Annotated in this window: 20 protein-coding genes and 1 pseudogene; 9 read left to right on the top strand and 12 right to left on the bottom strand. The window is 64.8% G+C overall.

Annotated elements, in window-relative coordinates; all coding sequences use genetic code 11:
- The first annotated feature begins 407 nt into the window (after positions 1 to 407).
- The 5 genes from HV744_RS14455 (at position 408) to HV744_RS14435 (ending at position 4,991) form a co-directional block, all read left to right on the top strand.
- The gene (locus HV744_RS14455) at positions 408 to 1,271 is read left to right on the top strand and encodes a branched-chain amino acid ABC transporter permease (protein WP_425497723.1); all 864 of its coding nucleotides are present in this window, start codon (positions 408 to 410) and stop codon (positions 1,269 to 1,271) included.
- A complete protein-coding gene (locus tag HV744_RS14450; RefSeq protein ID WP_175150165.1) occupies positions 1,268 to 2,278 on the top strand; it encodes a branched-chain amino acid ABC transporter permease in 1,011 nt (336 codons plus the stop codon). The genes HV744_RS14455 and HV744_RS14450 overlap by 4 nt, the downstream gene beginning before the upstream one ends.
- A complete protein-coding gene (locus tag HV744_RS14445; RefSeq protein WP_175150164.1) occupies positions 2,271 to 3,035 on the top strand; it encodes an ABC transporter ATP-binding protein in 765 nt (254 codons plus the stop codon). The genes HV744_RS14450 and HV744_RS14445 overlap by 8 nt, the downstream gene beginning before the upstream one ends.
- On the top strand, positions 3,022 to 3,729 hold the full coding sequence (locus HV744_RS14440; protein ID WP_175150163.1) for an ABC transporter ATP-binding protein: 708 nt from the start codon (positions 3,022 to 3,024) through the stop codon (positions 3,727 to 3,729). The genes HV744_RS14445 and HV744_RS14440 overlap by 14 nt, the downstream gene beginning before the upstream one ends.
- A gap of 77 nt (positions 3,730 to 3,806) precedes the next feature.
- On the top strand, positions 3,807 to 4,991 hold the full coding sequence (locus tag HV744_RS14435; protein WP_175150162.1) for an ABC transporter substrate-binding protein: 1,185 nt from the start codon (positions 3,807 to 3,809) through the stop codon (positions 4,989 to 4,991).
- 108 nt (positions 4,992 to 5,099) lie between these two features.
- Here HV744_RS14435 and HV744_RS14430 read toward each other — a convergent pair whose 3' ends face one another.
- From HV744_RS14430 to HV744_RS14415, 4 genes are all read right to left on the bottom strand, one after another.
- On the bottom strand, positions 5,100 to 6,770 hold the full coding sequence (locus HV744_RS14430) for a class I adenylate-forming enzyme family protein (RefSeq protein WP_175150161.1): 1,671 nt from the start codon (positions 6,768 to 6,770) through the stop codon (positions 5,100 to 5,102).
- Positions 6,767 to 8,491, bottom strand: a complete 1,725-nt coding sequence (locus HV744_RS14425; RefSeq protein ID WP_175150160.1) for a long-chain fatty acid--CoA ligase — start codon at positions 8,489 to 8,491, stop codon at positions 6,767 to 6,769. Before HV744_RS14425 ends, HV744_RS14430 begins: the two co-directional genes overlap by 4 nt.
- A gap of 258 nt (positions 8,492 to 8,749) precedes the next feature.
- Complete coding sequence (locus HV744_RS14420; protein ID WP_175150159.1) at positions 8,750 to 9,973, bottom strand: acyl-CoA dehydrogenase family protein; 1,224 nt, start codon at positions 9,971 to 9,973, stop codon at positions 8,750 to 8,752.
- A 90-nt stretch (positions 9,974 to 10,063) separates the two neighbouring features.
- The gene (locus tag HV744_RS14415) at positions 10,064 to 10,837 is read right to left on the bottom strand and encodes an SDR family oxidoreductase (RefSeq protein ID WP_175150158.1); all 774 of its coding nucleotides are present in this window, start codon (positions 10,835 to 10,837) and stop codon (positions 10,064 to 10,066) included.
- 266 nt (positions 10,838 to 11,103) lie between these two features.
- On the opposite strand from HV744_RS14415, the gene HV744_RS14410 reads away from it, so the two are divergent.
- On the top strand, positions 11,104 to 12,909 hold the full coding sequence (locus tag HV744_RS14410) for an acyl-CoA dehydrogenase (RefSeq protein WP_175150157.1): 1,806 nt from the start codon (positions 11,104 to 11,106) through the stop codon (positions 12,907 to 12,909).
- A 10-nt stretch (positions 12,910 to 12,919) separates the two neighbouring features.
- On the opposite strand, the gene HV744_RS14405 is transcribed toward HV744_RS14410, so the two are convergent.
- A complete protein-coding gene (locus HV744_RS14405) occupies positions 12,920 to 13,756 on the bottom strand; it encodes an IclR family transcriptional regulator (protein WP_425497722.1) in 837 nt (278 codons plus the stop codon).
- A 378-nt stretch (positions 13,757 to 14,134) separates the two neighbouring features.
- On the opposite strand from HV744_RS14405, the gene HV744_RS14400 reads away from it, so the two are divergent.
- Positions 14,135 to 14,506 (top strand): BON domain-containing protein, encoded by a 372-nt coding sequence (locus tag HV744_RS14400; RefSeq protein WP_175150155.1) that lies wholly within the window; start codon positions 14,135 to 14,137, stop codon positions 14,504 to 14,506.
- A gap of 109 nt (positions 14,507 to 14,615) precedes the next feature.
- Here HV744_RS14400 and HV744_RS14395 read toward each other — a convergent pair whose 3' ends face one another.
- The gene (locus HV744_RS14395; protein WP_175150154.1) at positions 14,616 to 15,086 is read right to left on the bottom strand and encodes a cupin domain-containing protein; all 471 of its coding nucleotides are present in this window, start codon (positions 15,084 to 15,086) and stop codon (positions 14,616 to 14,618) included.
- Between HV744_RS14395 and HV744_RS14390 the strand changes: the two are divergent.
- Positions 15,031 to 15,246 (top strand): annotated as a pseudogene (locus HV744_RS14390) (flavin reductase family protein); the annotation flags it as partial. The gene HV744_RS14395 and the pseudogene HV744_RS14390 sit on opposite strands and share 56 nt — an antisense overlap.
- 59 nt (positions 15,247 to 15,305) lie before the next feature.
- On the opposite strand, the gene HV744_RS14385 reads toward HV744_RS14390, so the two are convergent.
- From HV744_RS14385 to HV744_RS14360, 6 genes are all read right to left on the bottom strand, one after another.
- Positions 15,306 to 16,466: a DUF1501 domain-containing protein gene (locus HV744_RS14385; protein ID WP_175150153.1), complete on the bottom strand. Its 1,161-nt coding sequence runs from the start codon at positions 16,464 to 16,466 to the stop codon at positions 15,306 to 15,308.
- A 5-nt stretch (positions 16,467 to 16,471) separates the two neighbouring features.
- A complete protein-coding gene (locus tag HV744_RS14380) occupies positions 16,472 to 18,073 on the bottom strand; it encodes a DUF1800 domain-containing protein (RefSeq protein ID WP_175150152.1) in 1,602 nt (533 codons plus the stop codon).
- 72 nt (positions 18,074 to 18,145) lie between these two features.
- Positions 18,146 to 18,685, bottom strand: coding sequence for a periplasmic heavy metal sensor (locus tag HV744_RS14375; RefSeq protein WP_175150151.1), 540 nt, complete (start codon positions 18,683 to 18,685; stop codon positions 18,146 to 18,148).
- Positions 18,682 to 19,107 carry a hypothetical protein gene (locus HV744_RS14370; protein ID WP_175150150.1) on the bottom strand — a complete coding sequence of 142 codons (426 nt, stop codon included), beginning with the start codon at positions 19,105 to 19,107 and terminating at the stop codon, positions 18,682 to 18,684. The genes HV744_RS14375 and HV744_RS14370 overlap by 4 nt, the downstream gene beginning before the upstream one ends.
- A complete protein-coding gene (locus HV744_RS14365; RefSeq protein WP_281363646.1) occupies positions 19,104 to 19,739 on the bottom strand; it encodes an RNA polymerase sigma factor in 636 nt (211 codons plus the stop codon). Before HV744_RS14365 ends, HV744_RS14370 begins: the two co-directional genes overlap by 4 nt.
- Positions 19,740 to 20,115: 376 nt before the next feature.
- Positions 20,116 to 20,436: a YXWGXW repeat-containing protein gene (locus HV744_RS14360; protein WP_175150149.1), complete on the bottom strand. Its 321-nt coding sequence runs from the start codon at positions 20,434 to 20,436 to the stop codon at positions 20,116 to 20,118.
- Positions 20,437 to 20,827: 391 nt separating this feature from the next.
- On the opposite strand from HV744_RS14360, the gene HV744_RS14355 reads away from it, so the two are divergent.
- Positions 20,828 to 22,624, top strand: a complete 1,797-nt coding sequence (locus HV744_RS14355) for a phospholipase C (RefSeq protein ID WP_175150148.1) — start codon at positions 20,828 to 20,830, stop codon at positions 22,622 to 22,624.
- Positions 22,625 to 22,665: the final 41 nt, after the last annotated feature.

Raw genomic sequence — 22,665 nt, 5'->3', positions numbered from 1 at the left:
GCGATGCACGCGCGTGCTCGCTATGCCGCACTGTTCGCAAGCCGTCGATCCGGGCCGAATGCAAGTCAAGGCGCGCCTCTCCCTGCATTCGCGCAACGCGCATCGAAGCGGTCGACGCGCGTCGCCAGCCATCTAAGTGACTTCCCTAATAATCTGCAATGCAGAACATGCAAATGCAAAACCCTATTGACGCAAAGCGAACGCCCGTGCCAAATTTCTCCCGCACCACTGCATATCGCGTTTAGAAGTCTACGCCGCAAAGGCGTGTTTTCAACCGTTGGCAACCGTCGTCTGGTTCGAGCAGCGGCTGTTGTCCCGTCCGCAAGTCAGGCGCCTGGCGCGGCCTCCCCTGAAGCCAGGGTCGCGCTCACGCCACGTGCCTAGTTGGAGGGTGTCAAAGCGTGGATATGTTTTTGCAGCAAGTCCTCAACGGGCTGACCCTGGGCGGCATTTACAGCCTCGTCGCGCTCGGCCTCACGCTGGTCTACGGCATTCTCGCGGTGCCGAATTTTGCGCACGGCGCGTTCTACATGGTCGGCGCGTTCGTGTCGTTCTACCTGATGAACCGGCTCGGCCTCAACTACTGGCTCGCGATGATCGGGGCCGGCCTCGCGGTCGCGGTGCTCGCGATCCTCGCCGAGCGGCTGGTGTTCCATCCGCTGCGCAAGTCCTCCGAACTGCATCCGATGATCGCCGCGATCGGCCTGCTGCTGTTTCTCGAAGCCGGCGCGCAGGCGATCTGGGGCGCCGATTTTCACCGCATGCCCACGCCTTACGCGGGCATCGTCGAGTTGGGCGGCGTGAGCGCGCCGTTGCAGCGCCTGTTGATCATCGGCGCCGCGTTCGCGCTGGTGGTGCTGCTGCAACTGTTCCTCAAATTCACGGTGATCGGCTCGAGCATCATCGCGATGGCGCAGGACCGTGAAGGCGCGTCGCTGATGGGCATCGACGCGAACAAGGTGACCATGCTCACCTTCGGCATCTCGGGTCTGCTCGCCGCGGTGGCCGCCACGCTCTACGCGCCGATCAACCTGGTCTATCCGGCCATGGGCCAGCTGGTGATTCTGAAAGCCTTTGTGATCATCATTCTCGGCGGCATGGGCAGCGTGCCGGGCGCGATCGTCGGCGGCCTGATCATCGGCATGGCGGAGAGCTTCGGCGCGTTCTATATCTCAACCGATTACAAGGACATCATCGCGTTCGTGCTGCTGGTGGTGATTCTGTCGGTTCGTCCTCAGGGGCTCTTCACCAGGGAACTGCGCGCATCATGAAATTATTCGAGGGCAAACGGGGATGGACGCTGCTGTTCGTGCTCGGACTGGTGTTTCCTTTCGTCGCCACCAACGACTACATGCTGACTGTGATGTCCACCGCATACATCTTCGCGCTGGCCACCGTCGGGCTGAACCTGATCACCGGCTACACCGGGCAGTTCAATCTCGCGCACGGCAGTTTCATGGCAGTCGGCGCGTACACGGTCGGCATTCTGACCGTCGATCATCAGGTGCCGTTCTGGCTCGCGTTCATCGCGTCCGGCGTGGTGGCCGCGGTGCTCGGCGCGCTGGTCGGGCTCGTGTCGCTGCGTCTGCGCGGCCATTACTTTTCGATCTTCACGCTGTGCGTCGGCTACATCATGTTTCTCGTCATCGAGAAATGGGACGGTCTCACGCATGGCGTGGCGGACATCATCGGCATTCCGGCGCCCTCGGGTTTCGGCCTCGTGTCGTTCGAGAGTCCGCGCGCGCTCTATTACCTGGTGTTCGCGTTTCTGGTGCTCGGCGTGTGGCTGATGCATCGCATCGTCAACTCGCTGCTCGGCCGAACCTTCATGGCGATCCGCAATAGCGACGGACTCGCGCAGTCGCTCGGCATCAACCTGATGCGCAACAAGGTGCTGGCCTTCGTGCTGTCGGTCGTGTATGCGGGGCTCGCGGGCGGACTGTATGCGGGCGCCGTGCGCTTTCTCGGCCCGGACCTCGCCGGCGTCGAACACACGTTCGACATGACCATGTACATGCTGGTGGGCGGCATCGGCACGCTCGCGGGTCCGCTGCTCGGCGCGCTGATCATCCCGTGGCTCACGCAGTACCTGCAATTTCTGCAGGAGTACCGCTTCGTCGTGTTCGGGCCGATCCTGATTCTGCTGGTGATCTTCCTGCCCAACGGGATCGTCGGTCTGTATCTGGCGAGGAAGGTCCGGCGCTCGCAACGCTCGGCGCCGGCGAGCGGGATGGCCGCGCGCCGGCCGCAACCCACCGGAGGCGACGGTCATGCTTGAAATCGACTCGCTCAGCAAGCGCTTCGGCGGTCTCGTCGCGGTCGACGACGTCAGCACGCACATCGAAGCCGGCAAGATCAACGCGATCATCGGGCCGAACGGCGCGGGCAAGACCACCTTCTTCAATCTGATCAGCGGCACCCATCTGCCGAGTTCGGGCCGCATCCGCTTCAAAGGTCACGACGTCACGAAGCTCGGCGCCGATCAGATGGCGCGCCTCGGCGTCGCGCGCACGTTCCAGTCCACCGCGTTGTTCGACCGGGCCAGCGTGCTCGACAACCTGATCGTCGGCCACCGTCTGCGCACGCGCTCCGGGTTGTGGGACGTGCTCACGCATTCGCAGCGGCTGAAGCACGAGGAACGCATTTGCCGCGACAAGGCGCGCGAGGCGCTCGACTTCGTCGGCCTGTCGGCGATGGCCGCCAGGATGGCCGGCGACATCTCGCAGGAAGAGCGCAAACGCGCGGCCGTCGCGCTGGCGCTCGCCACCGAACCGAGCCTGATGCTGCTCGACGAACCGGCCGGCGGCGTGAATCCGGAAGAGACCGAGGGCCTCGCCGAGCTGATCCGCAAGCTGGTGAAACACGGCGTGACGGTGTGCCTCGTCGAACACAAGATGAACATGATCATGAAGCTCGCGGACCGCATCATGGTGCTGAACTACGGCAAGAAAATCGCCGAGGGCACACCCGCCGAGATTCGCGCGAACCCGGCTGTGATCGACGCTTACCTGGGGAGCGAGCATGCTGAAGTTTGACAACGTCGCGCTCGACTACGGCAGTTTTCGCGCGCTGGACGGCATCAACCTGCACGCCGACGACGGCGAACTGGTCGTGCTGCTCGGCGCCAACGGCGCGGGCAAAAGCTCGATCTTCCTGGCAACCAGCGGCTTGCGCCGCGCGGCGAGCGGCAGCCTGCGCTTCGGCAATCGCGAGCTGCTCGGCATGACGCCCGCGCAGATCGTGCGCAGCGGCGTGATTCAGTGCCCCGAGGGACGCAAGCTGTTTCCCGGCATGTCGGTGCTGAAGAACCTCACGCTCGGCGCTTACGTGCATCGCGGCGACAAGGCCGGCAATCAGCGCAATCTCGATCAGGTGTTCGCGCTGTTTCCGCTGCTGGCCGAACGCAAGGACCATGCGGCCGGCTCGCTGTCGGGCGGCCAGCAGCAGATGGTCGCGATCGGCCGCGCGATGATGGCGCGGCCCAGGGTGCTGCTGCTCGACGAACCGTCGCTCGGTCTCGCGCCGCTGGTGGTCAAGCAGGTCTTCGACGTGATCCAGCAGATCAATCGCGCGGGGACGACCGTGCTGCTCGCCGAACAGAACGCGTTCGCGGCGCTGAAGATCGCGCACCGTGCGTATGTGATCGAGAACGGACGCATCGTGCTCGAAGGCGATCACACGAGCCTGATGAACAACGAAGCGATCCGGCGCGTGTACGTCGGCGGCTGACGCATTCGATGCACTGCCGGGCACGTCATGGGCGCCGGCGCATTTAACCATTCCATCATTCCCGGAGGGACACACATATGACGAACAAACGCTTGCGCGGCCGCGCTGGACTGCTTGCGGCCATCGCCACGACCGCACTGATGAGCGCCGGCGCCGCGATGGCGCAGCAGGTGGTGCACATCGGCTTCTCCGGCCCCTTGAGTGGCGGCGCGGCGAAGTACGGCCAGGAAGTGCTTGACGGCATGCAGATGGCCGCCGCCGACGTCAATCAGGCAGGCATCGAAGTCGCGGGCAAGAAGATCAAATTCGAAATCGTCCCGCTCGACGACAAGTACAACCCCAGCGAAACCGCGATCAACGCGCGGCGTCTCGCGCAGGAACAGCAGGCCGCAGTGGTGCTCGTGCCGCATTCCGGCGGCGGCTTCGCGGTGCAGACCAGCAACGAGCAGCAGAAGCTGCTGTTGCTGTCGTACACCAGCGTCCCGCAGATCAGCGAGCGCGGCAACAAGCTGACTGTGCGGATTCCGCCCGCGTTCACGTCATATCTGAACTCGTTCATCAAGTATGAAATGGCGACTTACGGCAAGAAGGTCGCGCTGGCCGCCACCGATACCGACTACGGCAAGGTCTGGGTCGCGGCGTTCAAGCCCGCGTGGGAAGCGGCCGGCGGCACGATCGTCGCCGACAACGCCATGTCGTATAACCGCGCGACCGATTTCTACAGCGGCGTGAGCCGCGTGCTCGCGGCCAAGCCCGATGTGATGTTTATCGGCGGGCCGTCCGAGCCGACCGGCCTGGTGGCGCAGCAGGCGCGCGAGTTGGGCTTCAAGGGCGGCTTCATCGTGATGGATCAGGCCAAGCTCGATGAGGTGGCCAAGGTCACGAACGGCTATGCGCCGCTGAACGGGGCGATCGGCGTGCTGCCGCTCGCCAGCGAAGACACGCCGAACGCAAAGGCCTTCGTCGAACGATTCCGCAAGAGTCATGGCGGGCGCGATCCGAGCCAGGAAGTGTCGCTGAACTACACGGCGGTCTACGCGACGGCGCTCGCGATGAAACTGGCCGGCAGCGTCAGCGACGCGAGCGCGATCCGCAATCAGTTCGACAAGGCGGTGAAGGCACTGCCGCCGCAGAACAATCCGCAAAGCGTGACGGGGGTCGATGAACGCGGCGGCTTCGTGATCGGCAATCCGCTCGCGGCGGTGGTTCAGGGTGGGCAGTTGAAGTCGGCGGCGTTGAGTTCGCTGACTGCGGCGAAGTGATAGTGTTCAGTAACGCATAGAAGAGGCGCCGTGAATGTTCATGGCGCCTTTGCTACTTGAAGCTCGCAAGTTTTGAGCGCGAAGCCTGCCTGCTCCCCGCCCCTCTCTTCACCCCTTCAACGCTTCGATAATCTGCTCGCGCACGTGCGGCCGTTCGACGAACGGATCGGTCGGATTGCGCGGCGACACGATATCTTCCGAGCGGGTTTTCACTGCGCCGAGCGCGTGCGGATGCGAGAAGATATAGAACTGCTCGTCGCGGACCGCATCGAACACCATCGCCGCGACCTCCTGTGCGCTGATCTTCCCCGAACTCACCGCCTTCTCGCTCAGCGCGCGCGACACGCGTTGCGACAAGGTCGGCGGCGTGTCGTTGGCGAGTTCGGACGGACGGTTGCGATGCGCTTGCGCAATCCCGGTCGGAACAAAGTACGGACAAAGCACCGAACACGCCACCTCCGTGACCTCCGGATGCTGGCTCACTTGCGCCTCCAGATCGCTCGGATACACGTTGAAGCCGCCCGAAATGATCATGTCCTTCTTGCGATCGAGCAGCGTCAGAAAACCGTCCTCGTCGAAGCGCCCCATATCGCCCGTGCGAATGAAGCGCTTGCCGCTCGGGTCGTACCACTGCGCTTGCGCGGTCTTGTCGGGCTGCCGGTAGTAGCCGGTCATCATCGCCGGCGAATGGCCGACGATCTCGCCGACTTCACCGGCCGCCACCTCGTTGCCGAGTTCGTCGATCAGACGGATGTCGTGCCCATCCATCGGCCGGCCGACCGAATGCAGCTTGGTCGGCCATTCGTCCGCCTCCAGCTGGCATGAGCCGCCGCCTTCGGTCATCCCGTAGTACTCGGTGAGCCGGCCGGGCCAGCGGCGCACCACGTCCGCCTTGATGCTGGCCGCGAACGGCGTGCTGGTGCAGAACTTCGCCTGAAAGCTGGACAGGTCGTAGCGGTCGAAGTCCGGATGGGCCATCAGGCGCTGATACTGGACCGGCACCAGCATCGTGTGCGTCGCGCGGTACTGCTGTGCCAGTTCCAGATAACGGGTGGCCTCGAACTTCGGCATCAACACGACGGTGCCGCCGAAGGTCAGCGTCGGCATGAAACTGACGAGCGTCGTGTTCGAATACAGCGGTGTGGAGATCAGCGTGGTCGCGTCGGGTCCGTAGCCGCGCTGAATGCTGCGCACCGCGTACGCCCAGCGCATGCCGTGCGACTGCACGATGCCCTTCGGCGTGCCCGTGGTGCCGGACGAATAGATGATGTTGAACGGCCACGCCGGATCGATCGGGACCGCTGCGGGCGTGGCGCCCTGCGGCGCGAGCCACGCGGCGAGCGCGGTGCTGCCCGGGTGCGCGTCCAGCGCGATCGGCACCGCGCCGATTTCAGCGGCGACCGGTTCGAGCAGACGCTTGACCTCGGCATCAACGAACAGCAGCCGCGCGTCCGAGTTGCCGATCATGCTGACGAGGCTCGCCGCGCTCGACGAAGGCGCGAGCGGCGCGACCGCCGCCCCCGCGCGCAAGCCGCCGAGAAACGCGACCGCGTAGTCCACCGACGCGCTCGCGCACAACGCAATCGCATCGCGCGGCTGGATGCCGTCGCGCTGCAACGCGGCGGCAAAACGGTCGACGCGCGCATCGAGCGCCGTGTAACTGACGACTTCGCCGCCGCAGATCAGCGCCGGGTGCTCGCCGCGCTCCTTGCCGAAGCGGCGCAGCATGTCGGTGATGCAGACGAACGGTTCGTCCAGTAGGGTTTCAAGCCATGTCATTGCGCCGCGCCCCCACTGCCGTTGCGTTCGTTGCCGCCGCCGGCCGCGGCCGTACGCGCCGCGTCCTCTTCCTGCAATTTGCGCCACAGAATCTTGCCGCTGCCCGACTTCGGCAGCGACGTGACGAACTCGACGATGCGCGGCGCCTTGTACGCCGCCATCTGCTCGTGCGCCCAGTCGATGATCTCCTGCGCGCCGATCATCCCCGCATGCGCCGCGTCGGGCACCACCAGCGCCTTCACGGTCTCGCCGCGCTTGTCGTCCTTCACGCCGATCACGCACACTTCGTGAATCGCCGGATGCCGGTACATCAGCGCTTCGACCTCGGCCGGCCAGACCTTGTAGCCCGAAGCGTTGATCATCCGTTTGAGGCGGTCGGTCATGAAGAAATAACCGTCTTCGTCGATATGCCCGAGGTCGCCGGTACGCAGAAAACGCTTGCCGTCGAGTTCGATGAACGCCTCTTCAGTTGCCTTCGGATTGCGCCAATAGCCTTGCATCACCTGCGGCGCGTTGACGACGATCTCACCGGTCTCGCCTTGCGGCAACTCTTGCAGCGTAATCGGGTCGATCACGCGCGAGTCCACGTCGAACACGGGAATGCCCAGGCACTGCGGTTTCGGACGATGCGGTGGATTGATGTGCGTGCCGGCGATCGTCTCCGACATGCCGTAGCCTTCGACATAATCGAGCCCGGTCAGCGCCTTGAGCTTTTTCGCAATCGCGTCCGGCATCGCCGCGCCGCCGCCGCGCGCGCCGCTCAGGCTCGACAGGTCGTATTCGCCGAGCCTCGGGTTCGACAGAAAGTCGACCATCATCGTCGAGATCGACTGCCACGCGGTGACGCGATATTTCTGCATGCATAACGCGGCCGCGTCGCGATCCCAGCGCGGCAACACGACGATCGTCGCGCCGGAATAGACCGCGCAGTTCATGCCGCCCTGCATGCCGGTCACGTGGAAAAACGGCAACACCGACAGATAGACGCCGTCCGCCGGCGCCGCGAACCAGACACAGCCGCCGAGCAGCGTGCTCATCACGCTGCGGTGCGTGTGCATGCAGCCCTTCGGCCTGCCGGTGGTGCCGGACGTGTAGGGCATCACGCACAGATCGTCGGCGCCGGTGGTCAGCGGGCCTGGTGCGATGTGGCGTTCGAGCACGCTTTGCCACGAGGTGACGCCGTCGATATTGAACGTCTTGCGCGGCGCCGCGACGAATTCGGGCACGGCTATCGGCGCTGGCCGCTTCAGATAATCGCTATACGTCGCGACGATCACGTGCTCGAGCCCCTGGCCGGGCCCGTTGCCGATCAGCGGCTCGACGTTCGGGAACAGACACTGCGGCGCGATGATCGTGGTCGCGCCGCTGTCCTCGACATAGTGCGCGAGCTCGGCGCTCATGTTCATCGGATTGACCGGCACCACGACCGCGTTCGCTCGCAGAATGCCGTAGTAAGCGATGATCCACTGCGGACTGTTCTGCATGTAGAGCAGCACACGGTCGCCCGCCTTCACGTGGCACTCCCGTTGCAGAAAGCCCGCGATCCGTTCGGCTTCGTCCTTGAACTCGGCGAACGAGACTGGCGTGTCGTAGAAAACGATAAACGGCTTGTCGGGAAAGCGCGCCGCCGAGACTTCGGCGTTATAGAAAAGGTTGGTTTGCGGCAGCGTCAGATGCAGCGGCACTTGTGGCGGCCAATGTGGATGATGGCGTTCGTTCATAGGCGTCTCCAGTGTCGACAGGAGTCGGCGCTTTAGCGCCCACTCCTGTCCCATGCACTTGTGCGGTGACCAGAGTTAGCGCCTTTAGCTGTCGGCCGGAGTTAGTGCTTTAGCACTTACTCCGGGCCCATGCAAAGCTCTTACTCTGGTCCCATGCAGGATAGTTGCTGCTTTACTGTCGGGCGCGTTTGAATGTGGCTCCGCGCCTGATTTCGCGTTTGCCTCATCACGTACGGCGCGGCTAGACCTCACGCGTCGTCACCGCCCGAGATGACGCCCAAGCTCCATACTCGCGATCGCATTGCGATGCACTTCATCGGGACCGTCAGCGAAACGAAGCGTGCGCGAACTCGCGTACGCGCGCGCGAGGCCGAAGTCGTCGCTGACCGCGCCGCCGCCGTGCACCTGCATTGCCCAATCGATCACCTGGCAAGCCATGCTCGGCGCGGCCACCTTGATCATCGCGATTTCCTGGCGCGCGTCCTTGTTGCCGACCGTGTCCATCTTGTGCGCGGCATTGAGCACCAGGAAACGCGTCTGGTCGATCATGATGCGAGCATTGGCGATCCGTTCGCGCGTCACGCCCTGGTCCGCGATCGGCTTGCAGAACGCGACGCGCTCGAGCGAGCGGCGGCACATCGCTTCGAGCGCCCGTTCGGCGCGCCCGATCAGGCGCATGCAGTGATGGATGCGCCCCGGTCCGAGCCGGCCCTGTGCAATCTCGAAGCCGCGCCCTTCACCGAGCAGCATGTTGCCCGCCGGCACGCGCACGTTTTCGAAGGCGACTTCCGCGTGGCCATGCGGCGCGTCGTCGTAGCCGAACACCGGCAGATGGCGCAGCACCTTGACGCCGGGCGTTTCCATCGGCACCAGAATCATCGACTGCTGCTGATGCCGGTTCGTATGATCCGGACTCGACTTGCCCATGAAGATCAGGATCTTGCAGCGCGGATCGTTCGCGCCCGAGGTCCACCATTTGCGGCCGTTCACCACGTAGTGGTCGCCGTCGCGTTCTATGCGCGCCTCGATATTGGTCGCGTCCGACGACGCCACCTCCGGCTCCGTCATCGCGAACGCGGAACGGATCGTGCCGTCGAGCAGCGGCAGCAGCCATCGCTGTTGCTGCTCCGGGCTCGCGTAACGCACCAGCGTTTCCATGTTGCCGGTGTCAGGCGCGGAACAGTTGAACGGCTCCGCGCCGATATGCGAGCGGCCCATGATTTCGCACAGCGGCGCGTATTCGAGGTTCGTGAGCCCGGCGCCGTATTTCGACTCGGGCAGAAACAGGTTCCACAAACCGGCGGACTTCGCCTTCTCCTTCAGTTGCTCGATCACCGGCGCCGGTTGCCAGCGATTGCCGGACTCGCGCGCGGCGTCCATCTGCGCGTCGAAAACCGCCTCGGCCGGATAGACGTGCTGGTCCATGAAAGCGTTCAGGCGCTTCTGCAAACTCTTGACCTTGTCCGAGTGCTGAAAATCCATGCGGCGTCTCCTTGTTTTTTACGTAAGCGCAGCGCGCTCGCGCGATGTGCCGATCGCGCTGCGTTTTGACATGCAACGGTGCGCCCGGACTCAGACGATGATCGAGCCGCCGTCCACCGCGAAATACTGGCCCGTAATGTGACGCGACGCTTCGCTCGCGAGAAACACCACAGGGCCCTTGAGATCCTCATCGCCGCCCAGACGCTGCAACGGCGTGCGCGCGACGATCGTGCCTTCGAGTTTGTCGAGCAGTCCCGCCGACATCTTCGACGGGAAAAAGCCCGGGCAGATGGCGTTGACGTTGATGTTGTACTTGCCCCACTCGGCCGCCAGCGCCCGCGTGAAATTGATCGCCGCGGCCTTCGACGTGTTGTACGCAATCGTGTTCATGCCGGGCGGCGAGCCCTTCAGCCCGGCCACCGACGCGATATTGACGATCTTCCCCGCGCGCCGCGGAATCATGCTGCGCTTGCCGACTTCGCGCGCGACAAAGAACGGCGCGTTGACGTTCAGGTTCATCACCTTGTGCCATGCTTCGTCGGGATAGTCTTCGGCCGGCGCGCCCCAGGTCGCGCCCGCGTTGTTCACCAGGATATCGATGTGGCCATGCAGGCCGAGCACTTCATCGACAAGGCCGGGGATACCCTCGAAGCGCTGCAGATCGTTCACCACCGTCAGCACCTCGATGCCGCGGCTTTGCAGATGCGCTTTCGCTTCGGCGAGTTCATCGGCCTTGCGCGCGGTGATCGCGACGCGGCAACCCATCTCGCCGAGCGCTTCGGCCATTTGCAGGCCGAGTCCGCGCGAGCCTCCGGTGATCAAGGCAACTTTGCCGTCCAGTTGAAACAGGTCTTTCACAGACATTGCGTCGCTCCTCCAGTTTGTTCTGCTATGCAGATTTGGATTCCATATTTTCCGACCATCATACGTGCCGAAATTCGACGTGTAAATAAAAGCACGCTCATTCACTTTCGTTATAAACTGACACGCATCAACGCCGGGCGGATCATCGGGACTTACCCGCATACCGCGCTTTTCAACCGAGCTGTGCCCATACGCAAGGACGCGTTTTCGCCGCGTCCCACGTAGTTGTTCTGCATAGCGGCTTACTTTTGAACGGGTCTTCTTCCATGCAGGATGCGCTGATCATCAACACGCGTGATCTGGATTTCCAGTTGTTCGAAGTACTCGAGGCCGAGACGCTCACACGGCGCGCGCGCCATGCCGATCACAGCCGCGAGACCTTCAACGCCGCGCTCGAAACCGCGCACGCGGTGGCCGTCGAAAAGTTCGCGACGCACAACCGGCTGGCGGACGAGCACGAACCGCAATTCGACGGTCAACGGGTCACGCTGCCGCCCGAAGTGAAGGACGCGCTCGACGCGTTGCGCGCCACCGGCTTCCTCGCCGCGGGCAAAGACTATGAGTGGGGCGGCATGCAGTTGCCGTCGGTCATTTCGTTTGCTTGCCTGTCGCTGTTCAAGAGCGCCAACATCGCGACTTCGTCTTACGCGATGCTGACCACCGCGAACGCGAACGTGATCGAGCGCTTCGGCAGCCCGGCGCAAAAACGCAAGTACCTGAGGGCGCTTTTCGAAGGCCGCGCGTTCGGCACGATGGCGCTCACCGAACCGCAGGCGGGCTCCAGCCTGTCTGATCTCGTCACCAGCGCCACGCTCAACGACGACGGCACCTATTCGATTCGCGGCAACAAGATTTTTATTTCAGCCGGCGATCATGAATTGAGCGAGAACATCGTTCACCTGGTGCTCGCGCGCATTCCGGGCGGGCCGCCGGGAGTCAAAGGCATCTCGCTGTTCACCGTGCCGAAATTCCACGTCAACGACGACGGCAGCCTCGGCGCGCGCAACGACGTCGCGCTGACGGGGCTGATTCACAAGATGGGCTGGCGCGGCACGACGTCGACGATGCTGTCGTTCGGCGAACACGGCGCATGTATCGGCGAGCTGGTGGGTGAACCGCATCACGGTCTCGCCACTATGTTCCATATGATGAACGAGGCGCGCATCGGCGTGGGTCTGGGCGCGGTCATGCTCGGCTATCGCGGCTATCTGGCGTCGCTCGACTACGCGCGCGAGCGGCCGCAAGGACGCCGTCCCGACAACAAGAATCCGCTCGATCCGCAATTGCCGCTGATCGAACACGCGGACGTGCGCCGCATGCTGCTCGCACAAAAGGCCTATGTGGAAGGCGCTTATGCGCTATGCCTGTACGCGGCGCGCCTCGTCGACGAACAGAACACCGGCGAGAGCGACGCCGCGTGCGCCGACGCGGGCCTGCTGCTCGACCTGCTGACGCCAGTGGTGAAATCGTGGCCGTCGCAGTGGTGCCTCGAAGCGAATAGCCTCGCGATCCAGATTCACGGCGGCTACGGCTATACGCGCGAGTACCCGGTCGAACAGTTCTATCGCGACAACCGGTTGAACATGATTCACGAAGGCACGCACGGCATTCAGGCAATCGATCTGCTGGGCCGCAAGGTCGTGATGAAACAGGGTGCCGCGCTCAGGCTGCTGGCGCGCGAGATACTGCAAACCATCGAAGCGGCGCGCAGCCATGCCCCGCTGCAGGTTCACGCGGACGCGCTCGGCAACGCATGGCGCGACCTGACCGGCACGGTGGAAGCCTTGCTGCCCACGTTGGCCAATGAAACCGAACGTGCGCTCGCCAACGCGAATGCTTTTCTCGAAGCATTCGGTCATATCGTCATTGCGTGGACGTGGCTGAGGCAGGCGATTGTCGCGAACGCCGCGCTACCCGACGCGCGCAGCGAAACGGACACGGACTTCTATCGCGGCAAGCTGCACGCGTGCCAGTGGTTCTTCCGTTGGGAATTGCCGCGCGTCGCGTTGATGCTCGCAACGCTGCGCAGTCTCGACGACACCACGCTCGAGATGGCGCCGCCATGGTTCTGAGCGCGGCCGCTCAATGCGATAGCGCGATTTCGAGTTGCGTCACCACGTCGATCAGGCGTGGCCGCACTTCGTCGAGCAGGAATTCCTTCGAGAGTTTGAACGACGGGCCGCCCACGTTGATCGCCATGATCGGCAATTCACCGCCTGGCTGAAACGCGCGCGCAATGCCGTTCACGTCTTTCTGCCAGTCGCCGAACGAAGTCGTCACGCCGAGCGTGCGGTAGTCGTCGAGCGCCTGCTCGATGCCGCGCCGCGTCTTGGGCCACGCGACGTGATCAAGCTCGCGCACCTGCTCCATGAAGCTGAGGCGCTCGTGTTCGGGGATCGCCGCGAGCCACGCGCGGCCGATCGCGGAGGTCGCGACCGGAATGCGCGAGCCGACTTCCAGCGTCAATGTGAGCGCCACCGAGCCCCGGCAATTTTCCACGTAGATCATCGAGAGCCGGTCGCGCGTGCCTAGCGAAACCGTGGCGCCGGAGATGTCGGCGAGTTCCTGCATCACCGGCCGCGCGATCTTGCGCACGTCGAGGCGTGCCAGCATCGCGCTGCCGAGCGCGAGCGACGCCGTGCCGAGCCGGTACTTGCCGCTCTCTTTCAGATGGATCAGATAGCCGAGCAGCGTCAGCGTGTGAGTCAGGCGCGAGACCGTCGATTTGGGCAGCCGGCAACGCAACGCCAGTTCCTGGTTGCTCAGCGATTTGTCGCCGGAGCGAAAACAGGCCAGCACTTCGAGCCCGCGGGCGAGCGCCGTGACGAAGTGGCGGTCGTCCTTGTGCGCTTCGTGCGCCGTTCGGGTTGCGAGGACAGGCGCGCGCGCCGATCCAGCGTCGACGCTCGGGCTGCCGATCGGATCGTCGGCCGGGCTGTGATGGGTTTTGCTCAAAACGGAACGCGCTCCCGCGAAACGGCTGCATCTGAAGGACAAACCGTGACCTCGGATCGAGGCTGATCCGGGCCGCGGAATTATAGTCTGATTCGTCGAACACATTTAGTGTGGACTGTTGACGAGTGAAGCCCGCGACCACGCACGTGTTACGCGACGCAACACCCACACCAGTTTTTCCAGCATGAGCGCGTTGGCTGGAGTATTGTTTAAGCGCGCCGGGAGCGCGCCAGCGGCACTCTTCTACAAGACAGGCGCTCCTCGTGAGCCAGCACATGCTCCCCAGCGCGCGGTTTTTTGCATGCAGCTCAGCGACATCAACCTATCGAGGATGGAGAAAACGTGAAAACAGTCAATCTTTTGAAGGCGCTCGGTATTGCATTGTGTGTGGCAACCGCATCTAGCGCCTATGCCCAGGCCAGCGCCGCGATGGCATCGGGCGAAATGGCGGCGCCGGCTACCGGCGCAAAGTCGACGAAGCAGGCGGACCGCGCGCTAGGTCGGACTGTGCGGCGGGCTTTGGCGAAAACACCGGGTTTTAACGTGTCGAACGTGTTTGTCCGCGCGCGCGGCGGCGCGGTGACACTCACTGGATCGGTGCCCGTCGGAGGACAGATCCAGCAGGCGGCGGACGTGGCAAAAGGGGTTCCCGGCGTGACGTCGGTGACCAACCGGCTCACCCTTGGCGTGCAGGGCGGAGGCGGAGGCGGTTGAGGTTGAACGCCCAAAGCCTGGTCGAATGACGACGGATGGCGCCGCTAGCCGCGAACCGCGCGCGTGGGGTGCCGCCCGTTGTCCTCGTTTGTCCTGGTATTTGGAATCCTCAGCGTCGAACGAGGCCGACAACATAGCAGCAGACCTCGTCGCCCGCATTGAGGAACTCACACTCGACCGGTGCGCCGAGTTGCAGACAATCCCCCGCTTCGAGCCGGTAAGTCTGGCTGCCCTCCCGAAACGTCAACACTCCTTGCGTGACCCAGATCTGCTGATGCTGAAACACAAAAGCATCGGACGGGTAAGGCACCTTCACGCCCACGGGCAGCTCGATCTCGAGCAACTCCAGCACGCCGCCGGTAGGCGGTGAAATCCGCCGCCGCGTATAGCCCGTTTCGGGGTCCTGCCAGAGCGCCTGGTCCGCACGGCGCACGAGCCGCTCGCCGGTCTGTTCGGCGAGCGCCAGCAAGGTCGACAAGGTCAGCCCGAATGCCCCCGACAAACGCCCGAGCACCGTCGCGGTAGGACTCGCCTCGCCGTCGCTCGACTGCGAGATCGAATCGGTGACGGAAGTCGGCACGCATACGGTCTTTTTCTGCGCGGTGAAGGCCGCGCATACGCATGCCGCTGGGGACGCGCTGATTTACTACGGGCGCCGATATCATCGGGTTGGTGAGCGCTCGGTGCACGCGACGCATGCGGTTGAAGCGGGTGCGCTTGCTGCTGCGTCGGCCGGGTAGGAGAACCTGCGCTTCGGTGATGAGATCGCATGCGTACGTTGGGCGAGCTTCAGCCGCGATTACACCCGCACAACTCCCGTCAACGGCCGCACCGCCCCCGCCTGCCCAAATAGCGCCGCCGCCGTACGCTGAGGATCGAGCCCAAGACTCTCACTCGCCGTGCCTGCGATCAATGCATCGAGCGAAGTAGTCGGCTTCAGATCGCGCGCTTCATAAAGCTCGCGCGGCGCAAGACCAGGCCAATCGGCGATCACGCGCCCGCCTTGCACCGAACCGCCCAGCACCATCGCCACCGAGCCGGTGCCATGATCGGTGCCGCCCGTGCCGTTCGCAGCAGCAGTCCTGCCGAACTCCGTCGCCACCAGCACCGTGGTCCTGCTCCACAACGGGCCCATGCCGTCGCGCAACGCCGCGAGCATCGTGTCGAGCGCCTTCAACTGATTGGCAAGGCGCGCGTTCTGCGCACTGTGCGTGTCCCAGCCGCCGGTTTCTATCATCGCGATCCGCGGACCGTCGTCGCGTGACAGAAAGCCGGCGGCGAGCTTGCCGAGGCTCGCCGGATCCTGACGCGCACCGGCGTCACCCGCAAGCCCGCGCGCCGTCATCGCCGATTCCCACAGCGGGCGCAATTGCGCGTCCTGCTCGTAGAGTTGCGAGACCCGCGCGAGCAGATCGTCGGGCGCCTGCGGCAACGCCGAAGGCGCATACGAGGTCACCGCCGCCGGGCCGCGCAGCGCCATCGGCACGGTCGGCGCGAACGCGATCGCGTTCTCCCGCGTGGCGGGCAACTGCGCGACGAGCCGGTTGAGCCAGCCGTCCTTGAACTGATACGGCGACGCGCCGCCGGTTTCCAGCACGTTCTGCCCGTCGAAGTGCGAGCGGTCGCGATACGGCGACGCCACCGCGTGCACGAACAGCGCCTGATGGTTCGCATACATTGCGGCGGTTTGCGCCAGCGCCGGATGCAGCGCGAAGGTGCCGTCGAGCCTGGGCGCGTTCGACGTATCGATCGCGAGCGCGCCGCGCAGTGTCGCGTACGCGGGTTCGGCGTACGGCACGACGATGTTCAAACCATCGGCGGCACCGCGCTGGATCACGAACACGAAACGGCGCTCGGTGGCGACGCTCGCGAACGCGATGCGCGGCGACACGAGCAGCGCGCCCATACCCGCACCGGCAGCGGCAGCGGCGACGCTCAGAAACTGGCGGCGTGACAGCATGGCATTCATCTCCGTTGAAAATCCGGCGAGACCAGCAACAGCGCGATCGCGGTCGACGCGCTTTCCGCGCGCGATACCGCACTGGCCGTCGGCGCGCTGAGCGATCCGGCCAGCAAGGTCTGGCCGAGCGCGCGAGCGTCGAGCCGGTCGCCGACCCGCGCGGCGAAACGCTGCGCCACCTCGACACGACGCACCAGCGCATCGGGCGCGGCCCAGCTCGCGGCGATGTCGTCGTAACCGGCGGGCGAGCCCGGGCGCCACACCGGCTGGCCGAGCTGCGTGAGGATCGGCGCGCTCTGCAGATTGCCGAGGTCCTGCCAGCCGAGTCCGCGCATCGAAGAAATGGTCCACTCCCACGGCGTTTTAAACTTCACCGCTGTCGGCGACCACGCTTGCGGCGTGTCGAGCAACGTGCGGTACACGGTCGGCAGATCGCCGCCGCTGCGCTCGAACGCGCTCGCGAGATGCTCGCTCACACTGGGCGGCGGATTGTCGGCGACAAAGTGACGGGCCAGCTTGACGCCGATATGCTGCGCGGTCGCCGGCGCGCTCGCGAGGTCGTGCAGGATCGCGAGCGCCTGCTCTTCGCCGGGCTGGTCGTAGCGGCGTCCCATGATGGTTCGCGAACCGGGCTCGTGCAGCGCCGCGCGAAACACGAAGGTGCCGGGCGCGGCGTTCTGCTGAAGGCCGCGGCGGTTCGCGTTGCCAGGATTGCCGAGGTTGCCCGCATTGCCCGCATTGCCGGCGAGACTCCAGCCGGTCAGCGCGCGCGCGAATTCGGTGACGTCGTCCTGGCTATAACCGCTGCGCACGCCGAGCGTGTGCAACTCCATGATCTCGCGCGCCAGGTTCTCGTTCAGACCGCGCTTGCGCTCCGGGTTGCGTTGCGCCGCGCGCAGCGCCGCCATGCTGTCCGGTCCGACCGAACGGGTCTGATCGAGAAACAGCTGCATGGCCGGATGACGTTCGACCGCCACCAGCATGTCTTCAAAGCGGCCGAGCACGTGCGGGCGGATCGCTTCCGCTTCGAACGAACCCGCCAGCGCGGCGACACCGGGCTTCTCGGTGGAAACCGCGAAGTGGTTGGCCCAGAAATGCACGAGCCGTTCGATGTAGGGCGTCGGCGTGGTCAGTGCGCTTGTCACGCGCGCGTTCACCGACGCCCGGTACATGTCGAGTATTTCGCCACGCAGGGCTTTTCGTTCGGCCTGTTTGGCGATTTGGCTATTGGCTTGAGCGGGAGCTTGGGCGCTGGTTTGCGGGTTGGTTTGCTGGTTCGCCTGAAGGCCTGGTTGAGCGTCGGTTTGAACGTTCGTTTGAGCACTGCCCGGCGCCGTGATCCGCGCGCCCGCCTGATTGGCGCCCGCACCCTCGCCCGGATTCTGCCGCGCCTGCTGATTGATCTGCATGCGCTGCTGCGCCAGTTCGGTCGACAACGCCACCGCGTCAGGCTGGCTTGCCCACGCCGCCGGGCGCGGCTGATACTGCTCGAACTGCGCGAGCAGCCAGCCCTTCGGATCGACGGGCGGCGTGTCGTCGGCACGCGCGCCGAGGCCGAAGCGGTTCAGCGCAATCGCCGCGGCATTCAGGTTCGGTGAGTTGGCCATACCACCCTCTGCTGCATTGGATATTCGTTAAACGGCCGTCACTCGACAATCCGTCGCCGGCGTCGGTCTTTTTCAATCGCCCGTAGCTTCGCCCGACGCCGGGTTCGCCGGGTTCGCCGGGTTCGGCTGATTCCGCGCATTCGCCGCTGGCTGTGGTTCACGCCACTGTCCGCTCAACTTCAGGCTATCGGCGAACCGGATGCGCTCCTCGGGCGACAAGGTCGCCGCGAAATCCGCCACGCTGCCTTCCACCTGCGCGCGCAGGCTGCTGTCGGCCGCGCGCGTGCGGGCCAGCGCGGCATCCAATGCCGCGCGATCGAACTGTGGCGCCGCCAGCAGACGCAACACCTCGCGGCGCCCTTCGCGGCCATCGCGCGCAAACTGCCGTCCCTCGCGGCGCGCATTCTTCAGACCGTCGATAAAGGCTTCCTGCCGCTCAGCGGGCAGCGTCTGCGCCGCGAAGCGCAGCGCCGTGCGCTGCTGCGCAAGCAGCGGCGCGTTTGCGCTGCGCGCCGCGAACCATTGATAAGCACCACCGACGATCGCGCCGATCAAAAACACGTTGAGCACTAGCGACGCCACCAGCACGAATTTCCACGACCGGCCGTTCATTCGCCGCTCCAATCGGCGGCTGTTCCACCGAAGCTCGAAGTTAGATAAGAGGACTCGTGTACCGGCGGCACGCTCTCCGTCAGCACGAAGAACGACACCGCGAACGCGCCGGCCACGCCGCCCAGCAACCCGACCCCGGCGACCGCCGCGCCCGACCACCACAGCCGCCGCCGGCCGGAACGATCCACCGGCTGCCGCAGCGGCGCGCGCTCGACGATGCGCTGCTGCAAAGCCGCGCCCGGCGGATCGATTTTGTCGGCGGCAAGCCACGCGTCGATGCCGGCCGCGTCGCTCAGCACGGCGTCGGCTTCGGCGCGATGCAACTGCGCCCATGTCTGCGCCGCCGCACGCTCCTGTGCCGGCCAGCGACGCGGATCGGCGCCGTAGGCTTCGACGATCTGATTAAACCTTTCGGGCGTCATGACTTGTCCTTGCTAAGGCCGCTGCCGGCCAGTTGAGCGCGCAGATTGCGGCGCGCGCGAGCCAGCAGACTTTCCAACGCATCGACCGTGATGCCCATCAGGGCGGCGGCGTCGAGGTTCGACATCTCCTGGTAGTAGCTGAGCACCAGCGCCTCGCGTTGCCGCGCCGGCAACGCGGCGAGCGCCGCGCGGACCCGTTCGTGCTGGGCACGCGCTTCGAGGCGCGCGTCGGGCAGCGCGGCAGGATCGACCTCGTCGGGCAGTTCGTCGCGCAAGTCTTCGCGCCGGCCGCGCAAGCGGTCGTAGCAGAGATTGAGCGCGACGCGATGCACCCAGGTGTCGAATTTCGCGTCGCCTTCGTGCCAACGCGACGCCTGTTTCCAGATCCGCACGAACACTTCCTGCGCGACGTCTTCTGCTTCCATACGATCGCCGAGCATGCGCATCGCGAGCGCGAGCAGACGCGGCAGTTTGCGCGCGACGAGCGAGCGGACGGCGGCCGGATCTTGCCGGCCGATCTGTTCGAGCAACTCGGCGTCGGGATCGCGTTCGCTCGGGCTCAAGGCATGGCGCTCCTGGGCGCGGATTCGTTGCGGCGCGTGGATGGCCGTGGGCACTGTGGTTCGAGCCATCGCCATGAGACCCATGCACGCTCGAATCCGGCGCGCCCAGCGGATCGCCTCACACGACGAACGTGATTCACTTGCCCCCGCTCCTTCCGATGCAGTTCACTGCCGGCTTCACCTTCAACAGATAGATCGTTGCACACGCACCGCGTCGAACAGCACGCTCGAACGATGAATCGCAGCGTGTCGCGCGTTGCTCCTGTCGCGATCAATATACGACGACCGCGGGCCGATAGTAGGCCGGCCGTGCCGGGTAGACCACACAGCCAGCGAGCGATGCCGCCAGCAAAATCATCACGAGTAATTTCATAGCAACCTGCCTGGCTGGAAGATGCGGGGAACGCAACAGCGCGTCGTCGTCAAGCGTCGCAGCACGCTCCACTCACGCCCAATGCCCTTCGATCCAGCGCCAGTTCGGCCCACGCTGCGCCCAGTGACCGGGTACCCAGTGATAGCCGACGCGCACCGGTTGCCAGTGTCCCGGCACCCACACGTAACGGCCGTGCTCCCAACGCCAGCGGCCTTGATCCCACGCATAGCCGGCACGCGGAGCGGGCACGACCTCCACTCGCGGCGGCGGTGGCGCCAGCGGCGCGACGGTCACGACCTGCGCGAACGCGGGCGAAGCGCTCAGCGTGACGGCGCAGCACAGCGCGGCGGCAAGCATGGAACCAGGAAGGCGGACCGGTCGGGTCGATGTCATGTTGGTTTCTCCCATAAGAGGCGGAGCCCGAAGCGGCTCCGTTTCTTCTTGAACGCGGCAGCGCGAGAAATCCGTCGCTGTAATTTTGCGTTGCAAATAAAACGGCAAACGGTATGGGAAAAACGTGCGGCGATACGCGATGCGTGACGGCAGGAACGCCTCTCATGACAGACCGGATGTCAGCATAACGATAGCAATGGTTACGCAACTGAATGGCGATCGAGAGCCAACGTAATGCTCGCGCCCCGAAATCTTAATCATCGAATGGTCCAATGCGCGCAGTTTTAAGCGGTAACACCACAAGCAGTATTCTAAAAATATCCCCCAGCGAACTTCCAAACGTTTGTCGATGGAAACGCTGACCGGCGAAGTCGAATCTGGAGCCAGATAAATGTTCCGTAGAACCCTCTTACCCATTCCGTTTGCCGCGCTGCTGACGCTCGCCGCATGCGGCAGCAATAGCGTGAGCTCGCCGGCGGCCACGTCGTCGGGCGCGTCGACGCCGACTGCCGCGGTGTCGGCACAGGACGCCGTCGCGACGGCTACGCCGATCAAGCACGTGGTGGTGATCTTCGGCGAGAACGTCTCGTTCGACCACTACTTCGCGACCTACCCGCAAGCCTCCAATCCGGTCGGCGAACCGCAATTCACCGCGGCATCGGGCACGCCGACGGTCAACAACCTCAGCAGCAACAACCTGATCGCGGCGAACCCGAATGCGCTGGCCACCTCGCCGAACACGGCGGGCCGCACGGTCGGCAGCGTGGCGATCGCGGGTCTCGGCCTGCCGGCCGCCGACCTGCTGCCGTTCCGCCTGGACCGCGCGCAAGCCAATACGTCGAGCCAGAACCACGCGTACGCGGCCGAACAGCTCGCGTACAACAACGGCGCGATGGACTCGTTCCCGTTGTTCACGGCATCGGGCTCGACCATCGCCGGCAGCACCGGCGCGTTTGCGACGAAGGGCCAGGTGCTCGGCTACTTCGACGGCAACACGGTCACGGCATTGTGGAACTACGCGCAGAACTTCGCGATGAACCAGAACGCGTACACGGACACGTATGGTCCGTCGACGCCGGGCGCGCTCGAAGTGGTGTCCGGTCAGAACAACGGCGTGGTCGTGACAGGCGGAACCTCGGTCAACGCGATTCCTGACTCGGCAGGCAGCTTCACGATGGTCGGCGACCTCGACCCGACCGGCGACGTCTGCACGACCGCGGCAGGCAGCACGGTGACGGGCCTGATGTCGTCGAACAACAAGAACATCGGCGATCTGCTCAACGCGAAGGGCCTCACGTGGGGCGGCTTCATGGGCGGCTTCAATCTGCAGACCGTCAACGCGAACGGCACGACCGGTTGCGCACGCTCGACCTTCTCGCAAGTGCTGAACGCGACCAAGGCCGACTACGTGCAGCATCACGCGTGGTTCCAGTACTACCCGAGCACGGCCAACTTCGCGCACACGCGGCCGTCGTCGGTGGCGGTGATCGGCGCGACCGATCCGCTCGACAACACCGCAACGCCGGTTCACCACCAGTACGACACCGACGACTTCTTCACCGCGGTGAAGGCGGGCAACTACCCGTCGGTGAGCTTCCTGAAGGCGACGGCAGTCGGCGACGCCCACCCGGGCAACTCGGACCCGATCGATGAACAGGCGTTCGTCACGAAGGTGATCAACTTCCTGCAGCAACAGCCTGACTGGAAGAACACCGCCGTGATCATCGCGTACGACGATTCGGACGGCTGGTACGACCATCGCTACAAGGCGCCGACGAGCTCGTCGTTCGACTCCACCACGGCGCAATCGGCCGGCGGCAAGACGGTGGCGGGCAGCGACAACCTGAGCGCGGCGGGCCAGTGCACGGCAGCGGGCGCAGTGCAGCCGCAAGGCGTGAACGGCGGCGCGGTGAACGGCCGTTGCGGCCCGGGTACGCGCACGCCGTTTATCGTGGTGTCGCCGTGGGCGAAGGTCAACTTCGTCGACGATACGCCGATCACCCAGGCGTCCGTCGTGAAGTTCATCGAGGACAACTGGCTCGGCGGTCAACGCCTGGGCAACGGTTCGTTCGACGCGAGCGCTGGCAGCATCATGAACATGTTCAACTTCTCGGGCTCCGGCAACAATCCGCCGCTGTATCTGGATCAGAACCTGGGCATCAAGCTGTCGGCAGCGCCGGCCATCTGACCGGCCGCCGTGGCGAGCGCTCTGCTCTCCGGCCTGGCCCT

The sequence above is a fragment of the Paraburkholderia ultramafica genome, assembly GCF_902859915.1.
GTDB classification, from domain to species: Bacteria; Pseudomonadota; Gammaproteobacteria; order Burkholderiales; family Burkholderiaceae; genus Paraburkholderia; species Paraburkholderia ultramafica.
The sequence above is the reverse complement of the archived record's forward strand: the minus strand, read 5'-3'. Positions and strand labels throughout refer to the sequence as shown.